The sequence below is a fragment of the Mediterraneibacter agrestimuris genome (assembly GCF_943193195.1).
Lineage (GTDB): Bacteria > Bacillota > Clostridia > Lachnospirales > Lachnospiraceae > Schaedlerella > Schaedlerella agrestimuris.
In genome coordinates this window covers 78977-100216 of the sequence record NZ_CALPDG010000006.1, presented here as the reverse complement: position 1 = coordinate 100216, position 21240 = coordinate 78977, and the positions used below count along the sequence as shown (strand labels likewise).

Here is a 21240-nt window from a genome sequence, read left to right as displayed (position 1 = left end):
ATTGCTTCATTTAGAAGAAATGGGAATGGTTTTCATAATAGAAAGCATAAGATAAAAGAGGAAAGAATATGAAAAAGATAACAATATTAGGTTCTACCGGTTCCATTGGTACACAGACTCTGGAAGTAGTTAGAGAAAATGGGGATATCGAGGTACTGGCTCTAGCAGCAGGTAATAATATCAGACTTTTGGAAGAGCAGATTCGGGAGTTTCATCCGAAGCTTATCGCAGTCTGGACAGAAGAAAAGGCAAAAGAGCTTCGAGAAAATGTACGTGATCTGGATGTGAAAATTGTATCCGGTATGGATGGGCTTCTGGAAGCGGCAGTGATGCCGGAAGCAGAAATCCTTGTCACAGCAATTGTAGGAATGATCGGAATACGTCCCACTATTGAAGCAATTAAAGCGGGCAAGGATATTGCTCTTGCCAATAAAGAAACACTGGTGACAGCGGGGCATATTATTATGCCGCTCGCAAAGGAATGCGGCGTCTCGATTCTTCCTGTGGACAGTGAACACAGCGCAATTTTTCAGTCTTTACAGGGAGGGCAGGAAAAAGCGCTTCACAAGATTTTGCTGACCGCATCAGGAGGGCCTTTCCGCGGAAAGAAACGAGAAGAACTGGAACAGATTCAGGTGGAGGATGCATTGAAGCATCCCAACTGGGAAATGGGGCGGAAAATTACGATTGATTCTTCTACTATGGTCAATAAAGGTCTGGAAGTTATTGAGGCAAAATGGCTCTTTAATGTCAGTGTGGATCAGATAGAAGTTGTTGTACAGCCGCAGAGTATTATTCATTCTATGGTGGAATACGAGGACGGTGCGGTTATTGCCGAGCTTGGAACACCAGATATGAAACTTCCGATTCAGTATGCTCTGTATTATCCCGAGAGACGGTATCTGCCGGGAGCACGTCTGGACTTCCAAACGTTGTCAAAGATTACATTTGAAAAACCGGATATGGAAACATTTTATGGATTAAAACTGGCTTTTCAGGCGGGGCGTACAGGCGGATCTCTTCCGACTGTGCTGAATGCGGCAAACGAAAAGGCAGTGGCGCTGTTTTTAGACCGGAGAATTAAGTATTTACAGATTCCCGGGCTGATACAGGAATGTATGGAACGGCACAGAAACATTGCAGAACCATCACTGGAACAGATTCTGGAGACAGAACAGGAAGTATATGCATATATTGATTCAATAGTTCATTCATAACTGGTATGGTATAATGAGTGAATTATGTTTGTATATGGAATATAAAAAATAACTTGTAAAGGTGGAAGTTGAATGGGTATTATATTGGCAATTTTTGTGTTCAGTGCGATTATCATTATTCATGAGCTGGGACATTTTCTATTAGCCAAGGCAAACAAAATCCGGGTGGATGAATTTTCACTCGGTCTTGGACCGACCTTGTTCGGTAAACAGATTGGAGAGACGAAGTTTTCGCTAAAACTGCTTCCTTTCGGCGGAGCATGTATGATGGGTGAGGATGATGTGGAAGATATGTCAGAAGGAAGCTTCAACAGTAAATCTGTTTGGGCAAGAATATCTGTCATTGTGGCGGGTCCGGTGTTCAATCTGGTTTTGGGATGGATTTTCTGTGTGATCATGACGGTGTGGGTTGGTTATATTGCTCCGGTAGTTACAGGTGTAGAACCGGGATATTCTGCGGAAGAGCAGGGCATGCAGGAAGGAGATGTGATTACAAAAATAGATGGAAAACGGATTCATTTATGGGACGAAATCAGTTTAAAGAACTTGACAAATGTGAACAGTAAACCAATGGAAATCACATATTTAAGAGATGGAAAAGAGACAACAATTATAGTGGAGCCGCGTCAGTTAGAGAACGATTTGTTTCCGCGTATGGGTATCAGCGGGCCGTCTGAGCGTACCAGGACAGGAATCATCAGTTCTTTACAATACGGTGCATATACCGTAAAGTATTGGATTGATTATACGTTTGAGAGTTTGAAGATGCTCGTGACAGGGCAGGCAGGGATCAAAGATCTGTCTGGTCCGGTAGGAATTGTAAACGTGGTGGATGATGTTTATCAGAATTCAATTCAGTACGGAATCAAAAATTTAATTTTGAACATGATGAATTTCTGTATTCTTATTACTGCCAACCTGGGAATTCTGAATCTGCTTCCGATTCCGGCGCTGGATGGGGGAAGGCTTGTATTCCTGATTTTAGAGGCAATCCGCGGCAAACGGATTTCGCCGGAGAAGGAAGGTATGGTACACTTTGCCGGATTTGTGGCACTGATGGTGCTGATGGTAATTGTAATGTATAACGATATTATGAAAATACTGTAAATGAAGAAAAATAGTTCAGCTGAAAAGCTGAACTATTATAAAGTATACCCAAGGGCACACCGCAATACATGCCCTTCGGGCGGGTGGATTTTGTCCGATAATGTATAACAGGAGGAACGGTACAGATGATGCGTGTGTTTTATTGTATTAAATGTAAAAAATACCAATATACGAACCAACAGAACCGTGCGTTCTGCTGCGGGGAACCGATGTATGAAGTAGATGTGGAATTTACTGATTTTGTGAAGATGGATTGCGAAGAAAGGGAGAAGTTACTATCAGATCGTAAAAATCTCCGTAAATAGAGTTAGCATCATCATCTTTTTAATCTTTTGAGAATTATCTGCATATAGTAATAGTGAGTTTTTATCGAGGGATAGTACATTTATGAATATTGTGCAGGCAACACAAACAGACAACAGAAATCCGGGAGTTGACAAAGGCAAGCTCCGCATTGCTGTTACATCGGAGATTACTTCTTATCCGGTTGCAGATGCAACCATTTCTATTTCTTATACGGGAGTCCCTAACAGTACATTAGAACAATTAAAGACGGACAGCTCCGGGCTGGCGGAGGAAATTGAATTAGATACTCCGCCATTGGAATATAGTCTTGATCCGGCGATTGAATCACAGCCGTATTCAGAGTATACGCTGAATATCAGTGCGCCGGGATTTGAGAATATGAGTATTGCAGGAACGGAGCTTCTTCCTGAAGTGACGGCAATTCAAAATGTCCGTCTTCGTCCGCTTAATCCGGAAGGGGAGACAGATATTTTTGTGATTCCGGGGCATACCTTATATGAGGAGTATCCGCCGAAGATTGCCGAGGATGAGATTAAACCGACCAATGAGACAGGAGAAATTGTATTGAGCCGTGTGGTTGTGCCGGAATATATAGTAGTCCATGATGGTTCTCCGAGGGATACGACTGCAAGAAATTACTATGTGAAGTACAAAGATTACATCAAAAATGTAGCATCCAGTGAGATTTATGCCACATGGCCGGAGAATACCATCCGGGCAAATGTGCTGGCAATTATGTCTTTTACACTGAACCGGGTTTATACAGAATGGTACAGGAACAAAGGGTATGATTTCACAATTACTTCTTCTACAGCATTTGACCATAAATGGATACCAGAACGGAACATTTATGATACTATCTCTGCTGTTGTGGATGAGTTGTATGGGAATTATCTGTCCAGACCGAATGTACGCCAGCCGATTTTGACACAGTATTGTGACGGAAGGCGTGTCCAGTGCCCTGACTGGATGACACAGTGGGGGTCCATGTCTTTAGGCGAACAAGGCTACAGTACCATTGAGATTCTCCGGTATTATTATGGTGATAATATGTACATCAATACAGCGCCGGAGATATCGGGTGTACCGTCCTCATGGCCGGGATACACGTTGGAAATCGGCTCACGCGGAGAAAAGGTACGGCAGATGCAGGAACAGTTAAATGTGATTGCGGGGGCTTATCCCAAGATTCCCAAGATTCAGGCAGATGGGATTTATGGTCCGGCAACTGCTGAAGCTGTCCGGGTGTTTCAATCTGTATTTGGGCTTCCACAGACAGGAACGGTTGACTTTCGCACCTGGTTTAAGATATCAGAAATCTTTGTAGGTGTTTCAAGAATTGCAGAACTTGTGTAGAGAGTATATGGGCGGGGCTTTTTGATCAAAAGCTCCGCCCATGTACACATGATGAAAGAGTTGACAAAAGCGGGATGTGGTATTACATTTTATATAAGGCTGTAATTTGGAAAGAGCTGGATTGTGGGGATTTCAAAGAAAACAAATTGAAAGATACCAGAAGAATGAGAATATAGAGACAGGAAAGAAGAGGTAGTGACAAAATGTTGCAGGTGGAACATTTATCATATGATGTACAGGAAGAGGGCAGACAGGCCGAGATATTGTCGGATGTCAGTTTTTCCGTGAAAGACGGGGAAATGCTGGTGATTACTGGTCCAAACGGCGGAGGTAAGTCAACGCTGGCTAAGATTCTGATGGGAATTAACCAGCCAATGTCAGGCAGGATTGTGTTAAACGGTACAGATATCACGAATATGCCGATTGATGAGCGGGCAAAAGCGGGAATAGGGTTTGCGTTTCAGCAGCCGCCGAGATTTAAAGGGATGACAGTGAGAAGACTGCTGCATTTGGCTGCGGGGCGTGGTCTGAGTGAAGATGAGTGCTGTGATCTACTGAGCAGTGTAGGATTATGTGCCGTGGAATATATAGACCGTGACGCAGATGCTACATTATCTGGCGGAGAGATGAAACGTATTGAGATAGCAACTGTGCTTGCGAAACACCATGATATTTGTATTTTTGATGAACCAGAGGCGGGAATCGACCTTTGGAGTTTTTCCATGCTGATTAAGCGATTTGAGCAGATTCACAAGGATAAGAAGGAAAGTTTAATTTTGATTTCCCATCAGGAGCGGATTATTCAGATGGCAGACCGTATTATGGTGATTTCAGATGGTAAGGTGGAGTCTGTAGGCGAGACGGCGGCAATTATGCCGCAGCTTTTCAGCGGGAACGAAGGAGTCTGTGCGTGCAGACAGCAGAAAGGAGGCGGTCTCTGTGGAGTTGAATAAGGTAACGGAAGGTATTTTGGATATCATTGATTCATATGGATTTAAACAGGAAGGCGCATACAACCTGCGTCTGAACGCAGCGGCAGTCTGCCATGGAGACAGCCGTCATATCCAGATTGTAAAGAAAGAGGACAAGCCGGGAATCGACATTCATATCAGCGGTGAAGCGCAGAATGAACAGGTGCATATCCCGGTGGTCATGACAGAGGCTGGAGTAGATGAGGTATATAATGATTTTTTCGTTCAGGACGGCGCAGATGTGACCATCATTGCAGGATGCGGAATTCATGGTTCTGGCTGCAGTGAGACAAGACACGATGGAATTCATTCCTTTCATGTAGGGAAGAATGCCAGTGTAAAATATGTGGAAAATCATTACGCAGAGGGAAAAGGGACAGGGAAAAAGGTACTTAATCCTGTGACTAAGATTTATGTTGGTGAGAATTCAGTATTTACGCTGGAGACAACTCAGATTAAGGGCGTGGATTCTACTAAGAGGGAGAGCTATATTGAATTGGCAGAGAATGCAAAGTTAAATGTGACTGAGAAGTTGATGACCCACGAGGATCAGATGGCAGTTTCTAATATGGAAATTGTGCTGAAGGGCAAGAACAGCTCGGCAAGGATTATTTCCCGCTCTGTGGGGAAGGGTACATCCAGGCAGATTTTTCATCCGAAGGCTGTCGGTGTGAACCAGTGCCATGCTCATGTACAGTGTGACTCTATTATTATGGATCATGCAGAGATTAGTTCAATTCCGGAAATTAACGCAAAGCATGTGGACGCTCAGATTGTTCATGAGGCGGCAATCGGGCGTATCAATGATGAGCAGCTGATTAAGCTTCGTACATTTGGTATGTCTGCAGAAGAAGCGGAAGCCGTGATCATCGATAATTTCCTGAAGTAACGGGGGGAATAATGAAAAGGAAACAGAAATATCTGGGGATTATCTATATCATTCTTGCTGCATTTTTCTTTGCTTTAATGGCAATGTTTGTGCGGCTGGCAGGAGACATTCCCTCTATACAGAAAAGCTTTTTTAGAAATTTGGTATCTTTGGTTTTTGCCGGTGTGATTCTGGTCAGAGAAAAGGCTTGGTTTTCTGGGAAAAAAGAAAATATCAAGTATCTGCTGATGCGTGCGGCAGCGGGGACGATCGGAATCCTGTGTAATTTCTATGCAGTAGATCATATGGTGCTTTCTGATGCTTCTATGCTGAATAAAATGTCACCGTTTTTTGCAATTATTTTCAGCTATTTCATTTTAAAGGAAAAAGTAACAGTATCGCAGGCAGTGATTGTAGCGGGGGCATTTCTCGGCAGCCTGCTGATTATTAAACCGACAACTGCAATCTTCAGTTCTCCGGCGGCTTTGGTAGGACTGCTTGGCGGTCTTGGGGCAGGTGTGGCATATACATATGTTCGTGTTTTGGGAAAGAAGGGAGAGAAAGGACCATTTATTGTCTTTGTATTTTCCGCCTTTTCCTGCCTTGTGACACTGCCCTGGCTTATTTTAGATTTTCATTCTATGTCAGGGATTCAGTTTTTGTATCTGCTTTTGGCAGGACTGTCGGCGGCGGGCGGTCAGTTCAGTGTGACAGCGGCATATTTCCATGCTCCGGCAAAGGAAATATCTGTGTATGATTACTCACAGATATTATTCTCAGCGGTGCTTGGATTTGTTGTATTCGGACAACTGCCGGATGTATTAAGCTGGATGGGATATATTGTTATATGTTCTATGGCAGTTGTAATGTTTTTGTATAACCAAAAAAAGGAAAAGGCAATATAAAATTTTATAAAAACGAGGAGTGATTAGAAATGACTGTATCAAAGGTATACTACACAGATTTCCGTGCACATTTAGGGGAAGGGCTTCCTACCAAGCTGAAACGTCTGCTCTACGCAGCGGGGATTAAGCAGATTGACATGGACAATAAGTTTGCGGCAATTAAAATGCATTTTGGAGAAATGGGAAACTTAAGCTTTTTACGTCCTAATTATGCGAAGGCAGTTGCAGATGTGGTAAAAGAACTGGGAGGACATCCTTTTTTGACAGACTGTAATACGTTGTATCCGGGCAGCCGGAAAAATGCACTGGAGCATCTGTACTGTGCATGGGAGAATGGATTTACTCCAATGACAGTAGGATGTCCGGTTCTTATTGGGGATGGTCTGAAGGGAACAGATGATATAGAGGTTCCGGTAGCCGGCGGAGAATATATTAAAAAAGCAAAAATCGGCCATGCAATTATGGATGCCGATGTATTTATCAGTCTGACGCATTTTAAGGGGCATGAAATGACCGGATTTGGTGGTGCCATTAAAAATATCGGTATGGGCTGTGGTTCACGTGCAGGCAAGAAGGAACAGCATTCTAACGGAAAGCCGTTTATTTCACAAGGAGAGTGCAGAGGCTGTAAACAGTGCATGAGGGAATGTGCAAACAACGGACTTGAATTTGATGAACAGACGGAGAAAATGTCAGTGAATCTGAACAATTGTGTAGGATGTGGACGCTGTGTCGGCGCTTGTAATTTTGATGCTATAGAGTTTCAGAATGATGCGGCTACGAAAGAGCTGAACTGTAGAATGGCAGAATATACGAAGGCAGTTGTGGACGGCCGGCCGAATTTTCACATTTCACTTGTTGTGGACGTGTCTCCGAATTGCGACTGTCATCCAGAGAATGATGCGCCGATTTTGCCGAATATCGGAATGTTTGCGTCATTTGATCCGCTGGCTCTTGATCAGGCATGTGTGGATGCTTGTTTAAAAGCAGCGCCGCTGCCGAACAGCCAGCTTTCGGATAATTATGGACATGAACACTTCTGTGATCATCATGACCATTTTGAGAATACCACACCTAATTCAGAGTATAAGACCTGTCTGGCACATGCAGAGAAGATAGGACTTGGTTCCAGAGAATATGAACTGATATTTATGAAGTAAGACATAACAGTTCAGCGTAGGACTTTGCACTTGCTGCAAAGTCCGTAAAAATGCGTGATGGAAAAATAGAATCCGCCCTTTCACCGTAGGTGAATTTAAAATAGGGCGGATACTGTGACTATGAAGCCAAAAGGCTGAATAGTTACAATAAGATTGGCAAAGGGACTAGAGGATCTGGATAAAATACATAAAAGCAGCAGAATTCAGAAATTAACTGAGTTCTGCTGCTTTTGAGCTGTCAGGCATGCGATAAAACAGTCCAGCGGAATGTTTTAAGCTTACAATAACTGAATTCCGTTTTTTAATGCACAGTCAACGATTTCCTGCGGCCACAGCGAAGCATGGACCTCGCCTATATGTGCTTTGCGGAGGTAATACATACAGATACGGGATTGCCCGATTCCACCGCCGATTGTATAAGGGAGTTCACAGTTAAGCAGAGCTTTCTGGAATGCAAGTTCGGAACGCTCTTCACATCCGGCAGCTTTTAACTGTCTTGCAAGAGAACTTTCATCTACGCGCACTCCCATGGAGGACAATTCCAGTGCGATATCCAGTACGGGATAGTATACGATGATATCACCATTCAAATCCCAGTCATCATAGTCCGGCGCACGTCCGTCGTGCTTTTCTCCAGAAGCAAGTATACTTCCGATCTGAGTAATAAATACGGCGCCTTTTGCTTTTGCGATGTTATACTCCCGTTCCTTTGGAGTACATTTCGGATACATGTTTTCCAACTCTTGAGAACTGATGAAGAAAATATCATCAGGAAGCAATTCCTCTATGTAGTTGTAACGCCGGCAGATAAAGCTTTCCGTTTCCTTCAATGCGCTGAATACTTTGCGGACTGTGTATTCCAGAGTTTCCATATTTCGTTCTTGCTTTGAAATCACCTTTTCCCAGTCCCATTGATCCACATAGAGAGAGTGGATGTTGTCTGTATCTTCATCTCTGCGGATGGCTGTCATATCGGTGTATAATCCCTCACCTGAGTGAAAATCATAATGCTTCAATGCGTAGCGTTTCCATTTTGCAAGGGAGTGTACAATCTCAGCAATGGAGTCATCCTGCTCCTTGATACCAAACGCCACCGGACGCTCTACACCGTTTAGATTATCATTCAAACCTGATTCAGGTGTTACAAACAGTGGGGCAGATACACGGGTCAGATGCAGTGCTTTTGCCAGTGAACGCTCAAAATGATCCTTGATCTCCTTGATGGCAACCTCGGTTTCCCGGATTGTCAGAGGGGAGGAATATCCTTCGGGGATAATTAAATGTTCCATCTTCTATCACTCCTTTATATATTAATACCAATAAATAACCAAAGATATTCATATTTTAAAGAGCAGAAAGGCAGATGTCAAATCTTTTTAAAAAAAATATAAAAGTTGCTGTACATAAAGGAGAATTTTCTTGGTCTATAAACAAACGATAACAGTCTATTTTTATTCAGAATAATAATTGTTGTATAATTTAAAAAAATATAATTAAAATTACAAAAATATATTGACAAAAATAAAATAGAGTGTTAATATCTAATCAAGAAATAAATACCGATTCCATCTCGAAAAAGATAAGAAATAAGATGAAGAAATTATTATAATGACGAGAAAGTTATAAGAGAAGTAAAATTCATCACGGGACGGAGTTCTTATCCGAGAAAAGGAAAAGGGAAAAATTTATGAATAGGAGGTACGGACCACCGAAAACGTAATTTAAAAAACAGGAAAACTATCCACAAGGGTAGAAAGAGGTAAAAGAATGATTGAAATATCAAGATGAAGATGAATATTAACCAAAGTGCAGGTTGATATTCATCTTCATTTTATGGTATATATATTATACTTGTGTAGCAGGGGAAGTAACAGTTCAGCATAGGAGTTTGCACTTGTTGCAAACTTCGTAAAAATGCGTGATGGGAAACTAGAATCCGCCCTTTCACCGTAGGTGAGCAGTAATTATATACAATTCTCTTGAATAATGATAAAAATATTGATAAAATGGAAACGAAATTTGGGGAAAGCAAGAGAGGAGTGTAATATAATGACATTGGATGTAAATTCTTATTTGAATCAGATGAGAAGTATGTCGCTGGAACAGATTTTTGGCGGCTCAAAAGTTTCACTGGATAATTTACGGGGAACAGTGTTGATTTCACTGATTGTGCTGGCAGTATTAGGAGTATTGTGGTGTTTTTTCGGCTTAAAAATGGTTCGTGTGTGGGCTGCAATTCTTTGCTTTGCTATTGGATGCGGAATCGGGGGATGGATAACGGCAACACAATTTGAGCTGGAAGCTACAGCCACAATGATTATTTCCATTGCAGCAGGTATCGTTATGGCATGTCTAGGAGCAATCTTGTATAGGGTCGGGGTCTTTCTCGTTGCATGGATAGCAGCAGCATCACTGGCATATACTTTTTTGAATCCGACAGATATGACGATGGTATATGTTAGTTTGGGAATTGGCTTGGCAGCGGCACTTCTCACTGTTGCATTTGCAGAGCCTGTAATCATGATTTTGACAGGTTTGTATGGTGCGGCAGGTCTTGGTGCTATGGTAAGTTTGTTTATTCCGATTGATGCAGAATGGGTGCAGATTGCAGCTATTGCAGTATTTGCAGTCTTAGGTATTTGGGCGCAGTTTGTAATGGAGTCTGGAAAACGTAAAAAGCACAATCTGAAGAAGGCAGCCGAGATCCGCGAGCAGCATTCTACGGAAAATGAAGTAGAAAAGGCACGTGCCATGATGGAGAATCTGGACAGTATTCCGGAAGATGAGGAGGGCAGAAAGATTAGTCATGCATATGAGGAATATGAGGTTGATTCTCAGTTTGACGATGAATATGACATTGAAGAAGATGATGATATTACATACATTGAATGATCAGATGAAAATATAATATATAACGATATGAGAAAGGAGCTTGCATATGAAGATTGATATGCATTGCCATGTGAAGGAGGGTTCCATCGACAGCAGGGTCAGTGTGGATGAGTATATTACGCTTTTAAAGCGTAAGGGATTCCAGGGGATGGTCATTACTGATCACAACACGTATAATGGATACCGTTACTGGAAGAATAATATTAAGGGGAAAAGGCATACGGATTTTGTTGTACTCAAAGGGATTGAGTACGATACAAGGGATGCGGGACATATGCTGGTGATTATGCCGGAGGGTGTAAAGATGCGTCTGTTGGAGCTGCGCGGAATGCGGGCATCGGTTCTGATTGATCTGGTGCATCGTAACGGCGGAGTGATCGGGCCGGCGCATCCCTATGGAGAGAAGTACCAGAGTTTTGCCAATACAAAGCGGTTCTACAAATCTCCTGAATTGATTAAGCGGTTTGATTTTGTGGAAGCATATAATTGCTGTGAGAATGCGGAGGCGAATGCCAAAGCATTGCGGCTGGCAAAGAAGTATAATAAAGTAACAGTGGGCGGAAGTGATTCGCATAAGACGAACTGTGTGGGACGGGCATACACTGTATTGCCAGAACCGGTGACCTGTGAGACAGAGCTGATTTCTATGATTCATAAGAAGACAGCATTTGAAACAGGAGGCACATATTATGACAAGACAACGAAGGAACGGATGGGTAAGGTCAATAAGATTCTGGTGTATTCCTTCTGGGTATATAACAAGGCGGGCGAGTTGATCAGACGGCGTGGGCGCAATGTGAAGATGGGGCAGGAAAATCCGGTAGACCCGATTGATCCGATCGAGTTATATTATACGGAGTAGAAAATGAATATAAAAAGTATATAGCAATGTATAGTCAGCCTGGATGTCTGTGGGAGGGTATATTTTTGAGGACCTTTCCAAGACAGGCAGGCTGTTTTGTTTATGCTGCAGTGATATTATGTTAAATTGCAAAAGGGAGTGTGATTTAGAAACCTTCTGTTTTGCGCTTCTCTCTCATAGCGCGGCGCTTCTTAGCTCCTTCCCATTCGGCTTTTTCCTCTTCAGATTTGATGTCTAATCTGGGAACCAGACAGGGTGTGTCGTTTTCATCCAAAGCAACCATTGTGAAGTATGCACGGTTGATTGGGCGTCTCATGCCGTCTTTATCTTCGACATAAGAATCAACACGTACTTCAAGAGATGTTGTTCCGACATAAGTGACTTTTCCGATAATGACCACCAGTTCTTTCTGATATGCACCTCGGATAAACCGGAGGTTGTCCACGGAAGCAGTGGTACAGTTACACCTTGTATGGCGGCTGCCGACAATACCAGCAACCTCATCCATCCACTGCATTAGGATACCACCGAAAAGACGTCCTGCGCCGTTTAAGTGATTCGGACGTACAATGTGTACCGTTTCCACTTTGGATTCTTCTATAGTTCTCATTTCTATCATAATGCTTCACCATTCCTCTATCGTTTGTCCGTGTAAAACAGCACAGCCGTTTCCATTCCTATTATAATTCCATTTATATAGAAAATCAATGCAGCCATTTTGGTGGTTGACCATTATTTTATGTGTGTTACTGTCATCACTTCATTGGTCGGACACCTTGCAGCGCAGTGCAAGATGCCGTGTGAACTGTAACATGTGTGTTTCATTTCTGATTATTTATCAGTTCTCCCAGGGTTGTTTCGCCCCAACTGTAATTCGTCAGGTAATTACCTTTGAAAAGGTGTGTATATTCACTTTTGCCGGAAAGATAATTATACAGGTCACATTCGACTTTATTCATTACGATACGGCGCTTTCCGTCTACGGATTCGACAATATCTGAAATTCCGTATTCCTCCAATGTGCTTTTCAAACGGAGCGCGACCTTCCGGTATCTGGAAAGTGTTAAAGTATTGACTGGTTCATCCTCCCACAAAAAGCAAATAGCCTCGTCTGAGGTCACATAGCCGCCTTTGCGGTCAACAAGCAAAGCAAATAGTTCTTTGGATTTTTTATTACGAAATGCGATCGGACTCTCACCAACAAACACATCAAAGTATCCAAATGTGCGGATAGAAACAGTACGATTTTCCGGTAAAGTTTGTTTATAATCAGGCTTGCCGTCTTCTACAGCATAGAGCATAACATACCGTGAAGAATTGGCAGCCGGCTCTTTTTCAGAACAAATTGCTTTTATTTTTCGTTCGGTTTTCGTCTGATAATCAAAGTATGTGAATTCGGCTTCGCCTGTTCTCAGAAGATCTGTAAGGTCCTCATAAGTAGCTTTGCTGTATGCTGCAAAATTTTCTAATGGAGTAAAACAGTCCGTCAATGGGAGCCATTCTTCTTCAGTATAACCAAAGAACCTGCATACATTTTTGCTGGCGTATAATGGCTTTACAGAGCATTCTGGTGATATTTCAAAGGCGGCAATCCCGTCAGAAAATTGCATAACCAGATCACGCATTGTTTCTTTTAGCTGGCTGTTCTCTAATTTTAATGCAGCGGCATCATTCAATTCTTTCTTTTTACGGCAGCAATAAAAGCTCATGGATTCATCCACTTTAATAAATACGCCTGTATACTGCCTGATACTATTATCAGAGGAATGGGCTTTATAAGTGATCTGCGGCGGTTTTCCGTCAATTCTATGTAGACTTTTCTGGCAGAAATCTTGAAAGAAACGTCGGATATCATCTTGATTTTCTGGAATGACCGAGGCGATCAGCCATTTTTCCAACGCATCTTCGAGCTGCATTGCGATATTCTCGAATCGTTTAAAATATGATGTTTCATCACAATACAAACATTTCACAGTATTAGCATCCAGATCAAACTCAAAAATCTTATCGTAGACATCAGCCAGAGCTTTTAGATAACGCTTGGTTTCATTCGTTTTTCTTGCCTGATAACGTTCTGTAATATCCATACAGACACTTTGAAATTCCGCTTCACCCTGTTCATTGATACACTTTGTGACCCATCCAAATATATTGGCACGAGTACCATCACAGCGAAGCAGAGTCATATCTCCGGCAATAGGAGTATCTGCGGAATAAACACGATTTAGATATTTTGAAAATCTGCGGTGTTCCTCCATTGGAATCAACAGGAAAATATTATTTTTATACATTTCCAGATAATCGATTTCTCCGTCTCTGGTTTCCGGGAAACGCAGAAGTTCAATCATTTTCTGGTTGATATATGTGATCTTTGGATGTTTTTCACATGTATACCTTAAAAATCCGCAAGGAATAGATTCGCTCAAAAACTGCAGATCGCTGTTTTCATTTCTGATATCAGTGATATCTGTTAAAACAGAATTTCCAATAAGGACTCCGCAGTCATTTCTTTTAGATATGACAGTATCTCTTACATGGATAATTGTACCGTCCTTTTTGATGAGACGGTATTCACCAGTAAGAGTCTGTTCTTTCAATGCCGTTTTATGTATAAAGCAGGAATACTTTTCACGGTCGGCAGGGTGGATCAGTTGTACATAAAGATCTCTGCTGTCATCTAATAATTCATCTTTTTGAACACCCGCCATTTCACATAAATTATGACTAACATAACTTAGATGAATGGGGGAGGTCAAAACATACTGATGAAAGCCGCAAATTTGATTACTAAGTATTTCCTCTATATTGCTTAGCATATTGTTCATAGTAACTCCTTTTGCAGAGCTTCACTCTCTGCCAATGGGATTGTATACAAAACTGCATTATATTATAGCATACTTATTTTTGACTGCGAAGTACTGTTTTTTGAATTTTTTCGCTGATTGTCTTAGGCATTTCAGTTGTGAATTCAATCCGACGGATCCACTTATATTCTGCAAGCTTCTGATTGCAGAAATTTTTAATTTCCAATTCAAGTTCTGTGGAAGGAGTATATCCTGCATCAAGAACGATCACAGCCTTGATCGCCTGACCTCTAAGCGGGTCCGGTACACCGATAACACTGCATTCCAAAACGGCAGGATGCTCCATCAATACATTTTCCACTTCATACGGACCTACACGGAACCCTCCGGTTTTGATAATATCATCAAACCGTCCGTGGAACCAGTAGCGGCCGTTTTCATCCATATATGCCGCATCACCTGTGTGATACACTCCATCACGCCATACATTATCGTACTGTTCCTCATTGTTAAGATATGCAGTGAACACGCCGGGGTGTTTACCGGATTCATCTGGAATGATAACCACTTCGCCAATCTCACCGATACCGACAGCCTGACCGTTTTTTCCTCGAAGCTCAATATTATAAAAGGGGGAAGGCGTTCCCATAGATCCTTCGACAGCATCATATCCTTTGAAGTTTGCCATCAAAAGGGTTGTCTCGGTCTGACCGTAACCCTCACAAAGCGGCAGCCCGGTGCGTTCTGTAAATTTGCGAAATACTTCGGGAGCCAGCATTTCACCAGCAGTTGCAGCGTGTTTGAGAGTCGGCATATCAGGAATACCTTTGCGCACAAGATATCGGTAAACGGTAGGGGGAGCGCAGAAGGAGGTTACGCCGTAGCGGTTAATCACAGCGGTTAACTGTTTCGGCTCAAAGTTATCAAAGTCATAAACCATTACAGCGCTGCCGATCAGCCATTGTCCATAGATTTTTCCCCAAGAGGCTTTTGCCCATCCAGTTTCTGCAACAGTAAAATGTAAGCCATTGTCTTCTGCCTGATGCCAGTATTTTGCAGTTACGATATGAGCTAACGGATAGGTGTGTTCATGAATTACGCCCTTGGGATAGCCGGTAGTACCCGATGTAAAATACAACATCATCGGATCGGCTGCAGAAGACTCTATACGCTCCAGTTCTTTACTTGCGTACTTCATAGCAGCGGTCAGATTTTCAAATCCATCCGTTTTTTGCTGTACGCACCAGAGCTTTGCTGTCATGCCGGACTCTTTTAATGCAGCGGTTATCTTCTGTGGAACTTCATTTTGAGTGGTGCAGATGATCGCCTTTGCGCCGGAAGATTTGATACGATATACAAAATCACTGACTGTCAGCATATGGGTTGCGGGAATCATCACTGCACCCAGTTTATGCAAAGCTACTGCCGCGAACCAATACTCATAGTGGCGTTTCAAAACCAGCATAACACGGTCACCATGACCGATTCCGGCGCTGCGGAATACATTTGCCATCTGATTGCTGTATTTTTTTATATCTGCAAATGAAAAGATGTGTTCTTCGCCCTCGACATTACACCACACAAGGGCGCGTTTATCCGGTGTTTCATCTGCAATTTTATCAACAACATCATAACCGAAGTTAAAATTGTCGGGATATGTGAGTGTTATTTTTTTCAGTCTGCCGGTTTCATCTATAATTTCATTACAATACTGTTTGTATATACTCATACTTACTCCTTAATTACTGCACTGACGCCAAGATTACGAAATCTGCCATATCGGTTTTGCGTCAGGTCAATGTCGTTGGTCAGGGTTTTAAGTTCTTCCGTTAAAAGAATACGGATGTGGTCATAAAACTCCTTTTTTCCAATATCATTTTCGGAAAGGATGCGTTCGATCACACCCAGGTTTTTAGCGTCCTCAGCCGTTAGTTTCAGGCTTGCTGCCGCCGCTTCTGCCTTGCTGGAGTCCTTCCAGAGAATGCTTGCACAGCCTTCCGGAGAAATCACTGAATACACGGCGTTCTGCAGCATCCAAACCCTGTCTGCAACAGCAAGTGCAAGTGCGCCGCCGCTGCCGCCCTCACCGATCAGAACGGAAATAATAGGAACACAGAGAGTTGACATTTCCAGCAGATTTTCGGCAATGGCCTGTCCCTGACCTCGTTTCTCGGCGCCGATTCCGCAATATGCACCAGATGTATCAACAAAGCAAATGACTGGTCTGCCGAATTTTTCTGCCTGTTTCATCAAACGCAATGCTTTCCTATATCCCTCTGGCTGAGGTGCGCCGAAATTGCGATAAGTACGTTCTTTGGCAGTATGGCCTTTTTCAATTGCAATTACGGTTACAGGATGGTCGTTCAGTTTTGCAATACCACCCACAACGGCAGGATCATCTGCATAGCGGCGATCGCCATGCAGCTCGATAAAGCCTTTGAAAATATTTTTTATATAGTCAAGCCCGGTTGGTCTTTTGTTATCACGGGCAAGTTTCACGCGTCCGTATGCCGTTTCACTCATATGATTGCCCTCCCATCGTGCAGTTTTAACAGCTCAGTCAGATATTTCTTTTGGTTGGAACGAGAGATGATACTGTCAATAAACCCGTGTGCCAGTACAAACTCTGACTTTTGAAATCCATCGGGGAGAGCTTTCTTTGTTGTCTGTTCAATGACTCTAGCACCTGCAAAGCCGACAGTTGCACCGGGTTCTGCAAGAATGATATCAGCTTCCATAGCAAAGCTGGCAGTTACACCTCCGGTCGTCGGGTCGGTAAGCACTGCAATATACAACAAGCCTGCATCACTATGACGTTTAACTGCAGCGCTTGTTTTTGCCATCTGCATCAGAGATAACAAGCCTTCCTGCATACGGGCGCCGCCCGAAACGGTAAAGCCGATAACAGGCAGCCTGTGCTGTACGGCATATTCAAAAAGTGAAGTGATCTTCTCGCCGACAGCGCTGCCCATACTGCCCATCATAAAATAGGATTCCATAACAAATAAGCAGCAGTTTTGCCCGCTGATCATAGCAGTGCCGCATACTACAGCTTCTTTTTCACGGCTTGCGACACGAACGGTTTCTATCTTGTCGTTATAGCCGGGGAAGTTCAGCGGATTGTCTGATTTCATATTAGAATACAGCTCGTGAAAGCTTCCTTTATCGGTAATCATCTGAATGCGCTGGCGGGCTTTCATACGGAAATGATAACCACAGGGGCAAACAAGATCATTCGCCCAGAGCCGGCTCAAAGGAATATCTTTGCGGCAATTGGGGCATTTTTTTTCAGGCTCTCCGTCATCGCGCTGTATGGGAGCAGAAGTACGGCCGCCTTCTTCTAATTGGTTCTTGGGTTTCAAAAAATTCAACAATGTCATTTCATCACCTGTTTCCCATAAATGTTAAATCATAATTTCCTGATGCAAAACGTTCGTCTTCCACGATCCGCAGTTGTTCCCCGATATTTGTCGGTATTCCTTCGATTACCAATTCACACAGTGACGCCCGCATCTTACGCAGGGTTTCCTCTCGTGTATTTGCGTACACGACCAGTTTACCCAGTAAAGAATCGTAGTATGGAGAAACAACTGTACCTTCGATCAGGCAGGTATCAAATCGGACGGATGGACCGCCCGGAACATGAAGCATTTTCAAAGTTCCGCAGCTTGCTGCATTGATACGGCATTCAATCGCAGAGCCTTTGATGTTAATATCTTTTTGCGTGAAATTCAATGGAATTCCTGCGGCAATACGAATCTGCCATTTTACAAGGTCGAAGCCGGTCAGCATTTCTGTAACACAGTGTTCTACCTGTAAGCGGACATTCATTTCCATAAACCAGAAGCTGCCCTCCTGGTCAAGCAGAAATTCAAGTGTGCCTGCACCGACATAGCCTATCTTTTTTACGGCGTCCGCCGTAAGCTCCATGATTTGTTTTCGCTGGGCATCACTGACAGCGGGAGAAGGGGTTTCTTCTAATAGTTTTTGGTTTCTTCTCTGAAGAGAACAGTCACGGTCTCCAAGACACACGGCATTTCCATGTTCATCGGCAAGAATCTGCAGTTCCACATGCCTTGCAGGGAAAATGTATTTTTCAAGATATACGCTGCCATCACCAAAAGCGCTGATTGCTTCATTTGTTGCCTGATGATAGGCGTCGTCAAGTTCATCCTCAGAACGGATCAGACGGATTCCTCGTCCGCCGCCGCCGGCACAAGCTTTGAGCATTACCGGATATCCGATCTTGTCAGCCGCCCGTTTAGCTTCTTCCACGGATGATACTGCCTTTGTTCCGGGAATTACTGAGAGACCTGTACTGCGGATCAGATCTTTCAAAATTGCCTTATCGCTGAGGCGTTCCATACTTTCGGGATCGGGTCCGATAAATACCAATCCATTCTTTCGGCAGGTACGGGCAAAATGTGCATTTTCAGAAAGAAAACCGTAACCGGGATGGATTGCCTGAGCGCCTGCCAAAATAGCGGCGCTGATGATTTGATTCTCATTTAGATAACTTTCTGAGGCTTCAGCACCGCCGATGCAATAGCTTTGATCGGCAAGCGCCACATGAAGGGCGTTTTTATCTGCCTCAGAATATACAGCCACCGTAGCAACGCCCATTTCCTTACAAGCCCGAATGATACGGACCGCAATTTCACCACGGTTGGCGATTAATATTTTTGAAAACATAGTTTACGCTCCTGTAATTGCGAAGGAAAATTCAGCCGATACACAGAGCCGTCCATCCACCGTAATGGTGCCTTCTGCAAAATAAAAAGGGTGCTTGGCACGTTTGATACAGCACTGCGTTTCAACCGTATCGCCTGGTTTTACGGGAGAACGGAATTTTACATTGTTGAGTCCTGTATAAACAGGCAGCTTTCCGTCATCCATTGCATCCTGCATCAGTATACAAGCGGACTGAGCCAATATCTCACAGAGAATAACGCCTGGAACAATGGGATTGCCGGGGAAATGCCCGTTTAAAAAGAATTCATCACCACGGACTGTGTAGTGTCCGATAGCTGTTCCATCGTTATTTTCCACATCGTCAAGCAAAAGCATATTATTTCTGTGAGGCAATATGTTCATTATTTCTTCTCTATTCATATTCCTACCTCTTGATACGGAACAGTTCTGTACCGTACTCTACAACCTGACCGTTAGTAACACAAATCTCTGAAATTACGCCATCTTCCTCAGCAATGATCTCATTCATCAGCTTCATTGCCTCGACAATGCAAAGTATCTGACCTTTCTTAACATCATCACCGATGGAGATATATGGATCTGCATTTTCAGCAGGAGCCGCATAAAACACACCGACGATCGGAGATTTCACACTGATATAGTCCTTGGCTTCAGGTATAGTATGTATGTTGGCTGCAGACTCGGGAACAGAATAAACAGTTTCTTTTGCTGACCTTGAAACAGAACGTTCCAAACGGACTTTACTGTTTTCATCTGTAATTTCCAGTCCGGTAAGTTCAAGTTCTTTCATCAGTTCAGCATATTTGCGGATATCTGTTTCTTTCATTGGATTACACCTTTCTGAAAGCAAGACAAGCGTTGTGACCGCCAAATCCGAGAGAATTTGAAAGTGCAAGTGTAATATTCGCTTTTACAGCAGTTTTCGGTACACAGTTCAGATCACAGTTTTCGTCTTGCTCGCTTAAATTGATCGTAGGAGGAATAATATCCTCGTTCAGCGCAAAAAGACAAGCCATCGCTTCAATCGCACCTGCAGCGCCCAACATGTGTCCGGTCATGGATTTTGTAGAGCTGACGAAGGCGTCTTTCGCCTTATCCTCTCCAAGTGCTTTCTTAATAGCCGCTGTTTCAATTACATCGTTCATTGGAGTGCCTGTACCATGTGCATTGATATATACGATATCATTCTTATCATAGCCAGCTTCCTTCATTGCTTCTATCATTGCCTGGGCACCGCCGCGGGCTTCTGGATGGGGGGCGGTAATATGATATGCGTCGCAGGTAGAACCGTAACCACATACCTCGCCATAAATCTTAACCCTGCGGGCTTTTGCATGCTCATATTCTTCAAGAACAAGCGCTACTGCACCTTCACCAATCACAAAACCGCCTCTGCGTTTATCGAAGGGCAGGGATGCTTCATCGGGATTTTCAGAAGTAGAGAGCGCCTGCATATTAACAAAGCCGGCAATCGCAGAGGGAACGATAGCTGCCTCTGCGCCGCCAGTGATCACTGCGTCTGCATAGCCATGACGTACAAGACGCAGTGCTTCACCGATTGCATTGGAGCCAGATGCGCAAGCGGTAACTGCGGGCATGGCAGAACCACGGCAATCGTGACGAATGGCAATCATGCCTGCAGCCATGTTTCCGATCATCATTGGCACAAACAGCGGAGATACACGACGGGGACCTTTTTCCATCAGCTTTGTGTGTTCGGTTTCAAAGGTACCGATACCGCCGATACCTGTACCAAACATTACAGCAAAGCGTTCCGGCTGTACAGTTCCTTTTATGCCGCTTTCATCCACAGCCTGCTGTGCTGCTGCAACAGCAAACTGGGCGTAACGGTCGGTACGAAGCACATCATTGACCTCTAAGTATTCCATGGGATCAAAGCCTTTGACTTCAGCGCCTAACTTTGTCTTGAATTTTTCTGTATCAAAAAGTGTAATGGGAGCAATACCGTTTTTACCGTTTTTTAAACCGTTCCATGTTTCAGCGGTATTGTTTCCCAAAGGGGTAATTGCACCGATACCGGTGACAACTACTCTTCTGTTTTCACTCATAATTTTTCTC

At 43.3% G+C, this 21240-nt stretch carries 20 protein-coding genes; 10 read left to right on the top strand and 10 right to left on the bottom strand.

Annotation, left to right across the window (positions count from 1 at the left end; translation table 11 throughout):
• The first annotated feature begins 68 nt into the window (after positions 1 to 68).
• The 8 genes from dxr to NFS18_RS05165 all read left to right on the top strand — a co-directional run bounded on the left by dxr (position 69) and on the right by NFS18_RS05165 (position 7890).
• Positions 69 to 1217 carry a 1-deoxy-D-xylulose-5-phosphate reductoisomerase gene (gene dxr / locus NFS18_RS05200; protein ID WP_251388647.1) on the top strand — a complete coding sequence of 383 codons (1149 nt, stop codon included), beginning with the start codon at positions 69 to 71 and terminating at the stop codon, positions 1215 to 1217.
• 72 nt (positions 1218 to 1289) lie between these two features.
• Complete coding sequence (gene rseP, locus NFS18_RS05195) at positions 1290 to 2324, top strand: RIP metalloprotease RseP (RefSeq protein WP_251388645.1); 1035 nt, start codon at positions 1290 to 1292, stop codon at positions 2322 to 2324.
• Positions 2325 to 2449: 125 nt separating this feature from the next.
• Positions 2450 to 2629, top strand: coding sequence for a hypothetical protein (locus tag NFS18_RS05190; protein WP_251388643.1), 180 nt, complete (start codon positions 2450 to 2452; stop codon positions 2627 to 2629).
• Between the two features lie 82 nt (positions 2630 to 2711).
• On the top strand, positions 2712 to 3986 hold the full coding sequence (locus NFS18_RS05185; protein WP_251388641.1) for a peptidoglycan-binding protein: 1275 nt from the start codon (positions 2712 to 2714) through the stop codon (positions 3984 to 3986).
• Positions 3987 to 4189: 203 nt separating this feature from the next.
• Positions 4190 to 4939, top strand: coding sequence for an ABC transporter ATP-binding protein (locus NFS18_RS05180; RefSeq protein ID WP_251388639.1), 750 nt, complete (start codon positions 4190 to 4192; stop codon positions 4937 to 4939).
• Entirely contained in the window at positions 4926 to 5846 is a 921-nt protein-coding gene (locus tag NFS18_RS05175) for a SufB/SufD family protein (protein WP_251388637.1), read from the top strand. The genes NFS18_RS05180 and NFS18_RS05175 overlap by 14 nt, the downstream gene beginning before the upstream one ends.
• Before the next feature lie 11 nt (positions 5847 to 5857).
• Positions 5858 to 6730, top strand: a complete 873-nt coding sequence (locus NFS18_RS05170) for a DMT family transporter (RefSeq protein ID WP_251388634.1) — start codon at positions 5858 to 5860, stop codon at positions 6728 to 6730.
• Positions 6731 to 6759: 29 nt separating this feature from the next.
• Positions 6760 to 7890, top strand: a complete 1131-nt coding sequence (locus NFS18_RS05165; RefSeq protein WP_251388632.1) for a DUF362 domain-containing protein — start codon at positions 6760 to 6762, stop codon at positions 7888 to 7890.
• Positions 7891 to 8168: 278 nt separating this feature from the next.
• Here NFS18_RS05165 and asnA read toward each other — a convergent pair whose 3' ends face one another.
• Positions 8169 to 9179, bottom strand: coding sequence for an aspartate--ammonia ligase (asnA, locus tag NFS18_RS05160; protein WP_251388630.1), 1011 nt, complete (start codon positions 9177 to 9179; stop codon positions 8169 to 8171).
• 760 nt (positions 9180 to 9939) lie between these two features.
• Between asnA and NFS18_RS05155 the strand changes: the two genes are divergently transcribed.
• Both NFS18_RS05155 and NFS18_RS05150 read left to right on the top strand, forming a co-directional pair.
• A complete protein-coding gene (locus NFS18_RS05155) occupies positions 9940 to 10782 on the top strand; it encodes a TMEM198/TM7SF3 family protein (RefSeq protein WP_251388628.1) in 843 nt (280 codons plus the stop codon).
• 46 nt (positions 10783 to 10828) lie between these two features.
• Complete coding sequence (locus NFS18_RS05150; protein ID WP_251388626.1) at positions 10829 to 11644, top strand: PHP domain-containing protein; 816 nt, start codon at positions 10829 to 10831, stop codon at positions 11642 to 11644.
• A 145-nt stretch (positions 11645 to 11789) separates the two neighbouring features.
• Here NFS18_RS05150 and NFS18_RS05145 read toward each other — a convergent pair whose 3' ends face one another.
• The 9 genes from NFS18_RS05145 to fabF all read right to left on the bottom strand — a co-directional run bounded on the left by NFS18_RS05145 (position 11790) and on the right by fabF (position 21230).
• Positions 11790 to 12263 (bottom strand): acyl-CoA thioesterase, encoded by a 474-nt coding sequence (locus NFS18_RS05145; protein ID WP_251388624.1) that lies wholly within the window; start codon positions 12261 to 12263, stop codon positions 11790 to 11792.
• A 202-nt stretch (positions 12264 to 12465) separates the two neighbouring features.
• Positions 12466 to 14469 (bottom strand): PAS domain-containing protein, encoded by a 2004-nt coding sequence (locus tag NFS18_RS05140; protein ID WP_251388622.1) that lies wholly within the window; start codon positions 14467 to 14469, stop codon positions 12466 to 12468.
• A 73-nt stretch (positions 14470 to 14542) separates the two neighbouring features.
• Entirely contained in the window at positions 14543 to 16177 is a 1635-nt protein-coding gene (locus tag NFS18_RS05135; RefSeq protein WP_251388620.1) for an AMP-binding protein, read from the bottom strand.
• Positions 16178 to 16179: 2 nt separating this feature from the next.
• Positions 16180 to 16971, bottom strand: coding sequence for an acetyl-CoA carboxylase carboxyltransferase subunit alpha (locus tag NFS18_RS05130; protein ID WP_251388618.1), 792 nt, complete (start codon positions 16969 to 16971; stop codon positions 16180 to 16182).
• A complete protein-coding gene (gene accD / locus NFS18_RS05125) occupies positions 16968 to 17828 on the bottom strand; it encodes an acetyl-CoA carboxylase, carboxyltransferase subunit beta (protein ID WP_251388616.1) in 861 nt (286 codons plus the stop codon). The genes NFS18_RS05130 and accD overlap by 4 nt, the downstream gene beginning before the upstream one ends.
• A 4-nt stretch (positions 17829 to 17832) precedes the next feature.
• Positions 17833 to 19140: an acetyl-CoA carboxylase biotin carboxylase subunit gene (locus tag NFS18_RS05120; protein WP_251388613.1), complete on the bottom strand. Its 1308-nt coding sequence runs from the start codon at positions 19138 to 19140 to the stop codon at positions 17833 to 17835.
• 3 nt (positions 19141 to 19143) lie between these two features.
• A complete protein-coding gene (locus NFS18_RS05115) occupies positions 19144 to 19560 on the bottom strand; it encodes a 3-hydroxyacyl-ACP dehydratase FabZ family protein (RefSeq protein WP_251388612.1) in 417 nt (138 codons plus the stop codon).
• Between the two features lie 4 nt (positions 19561 to 19564).
• Positions 19565 to 19987 carry an acetyl-CoA carboxylase biotin carboxyl carrier protein gene (locus tag NFS18_RS05110; RefSeq protein WP_251388610.1) on the bottom strand — a complete coding sequence of 141 codons (423 nt, stop codon included), beginning with the start codon at positions 19985 to 19987 and terminating at the stop codon, positions 19565 to 19567.
• 4 nt (positions 19988 to 19991) lie between these two features.
• Complete coding sequence (fabF, locus tag NFS18_RS05105; protein ID WP_251388608.1) at positions 19992 to 21230, bottom strand: beta-ketoacyl-ACP synthase II; 1239 nt, start codon at positions 21228 to 21230, stop codon at positions 19992 to 19994.
• Positions 21231 to 21240 lie beyond the last annotated feature (10 nt).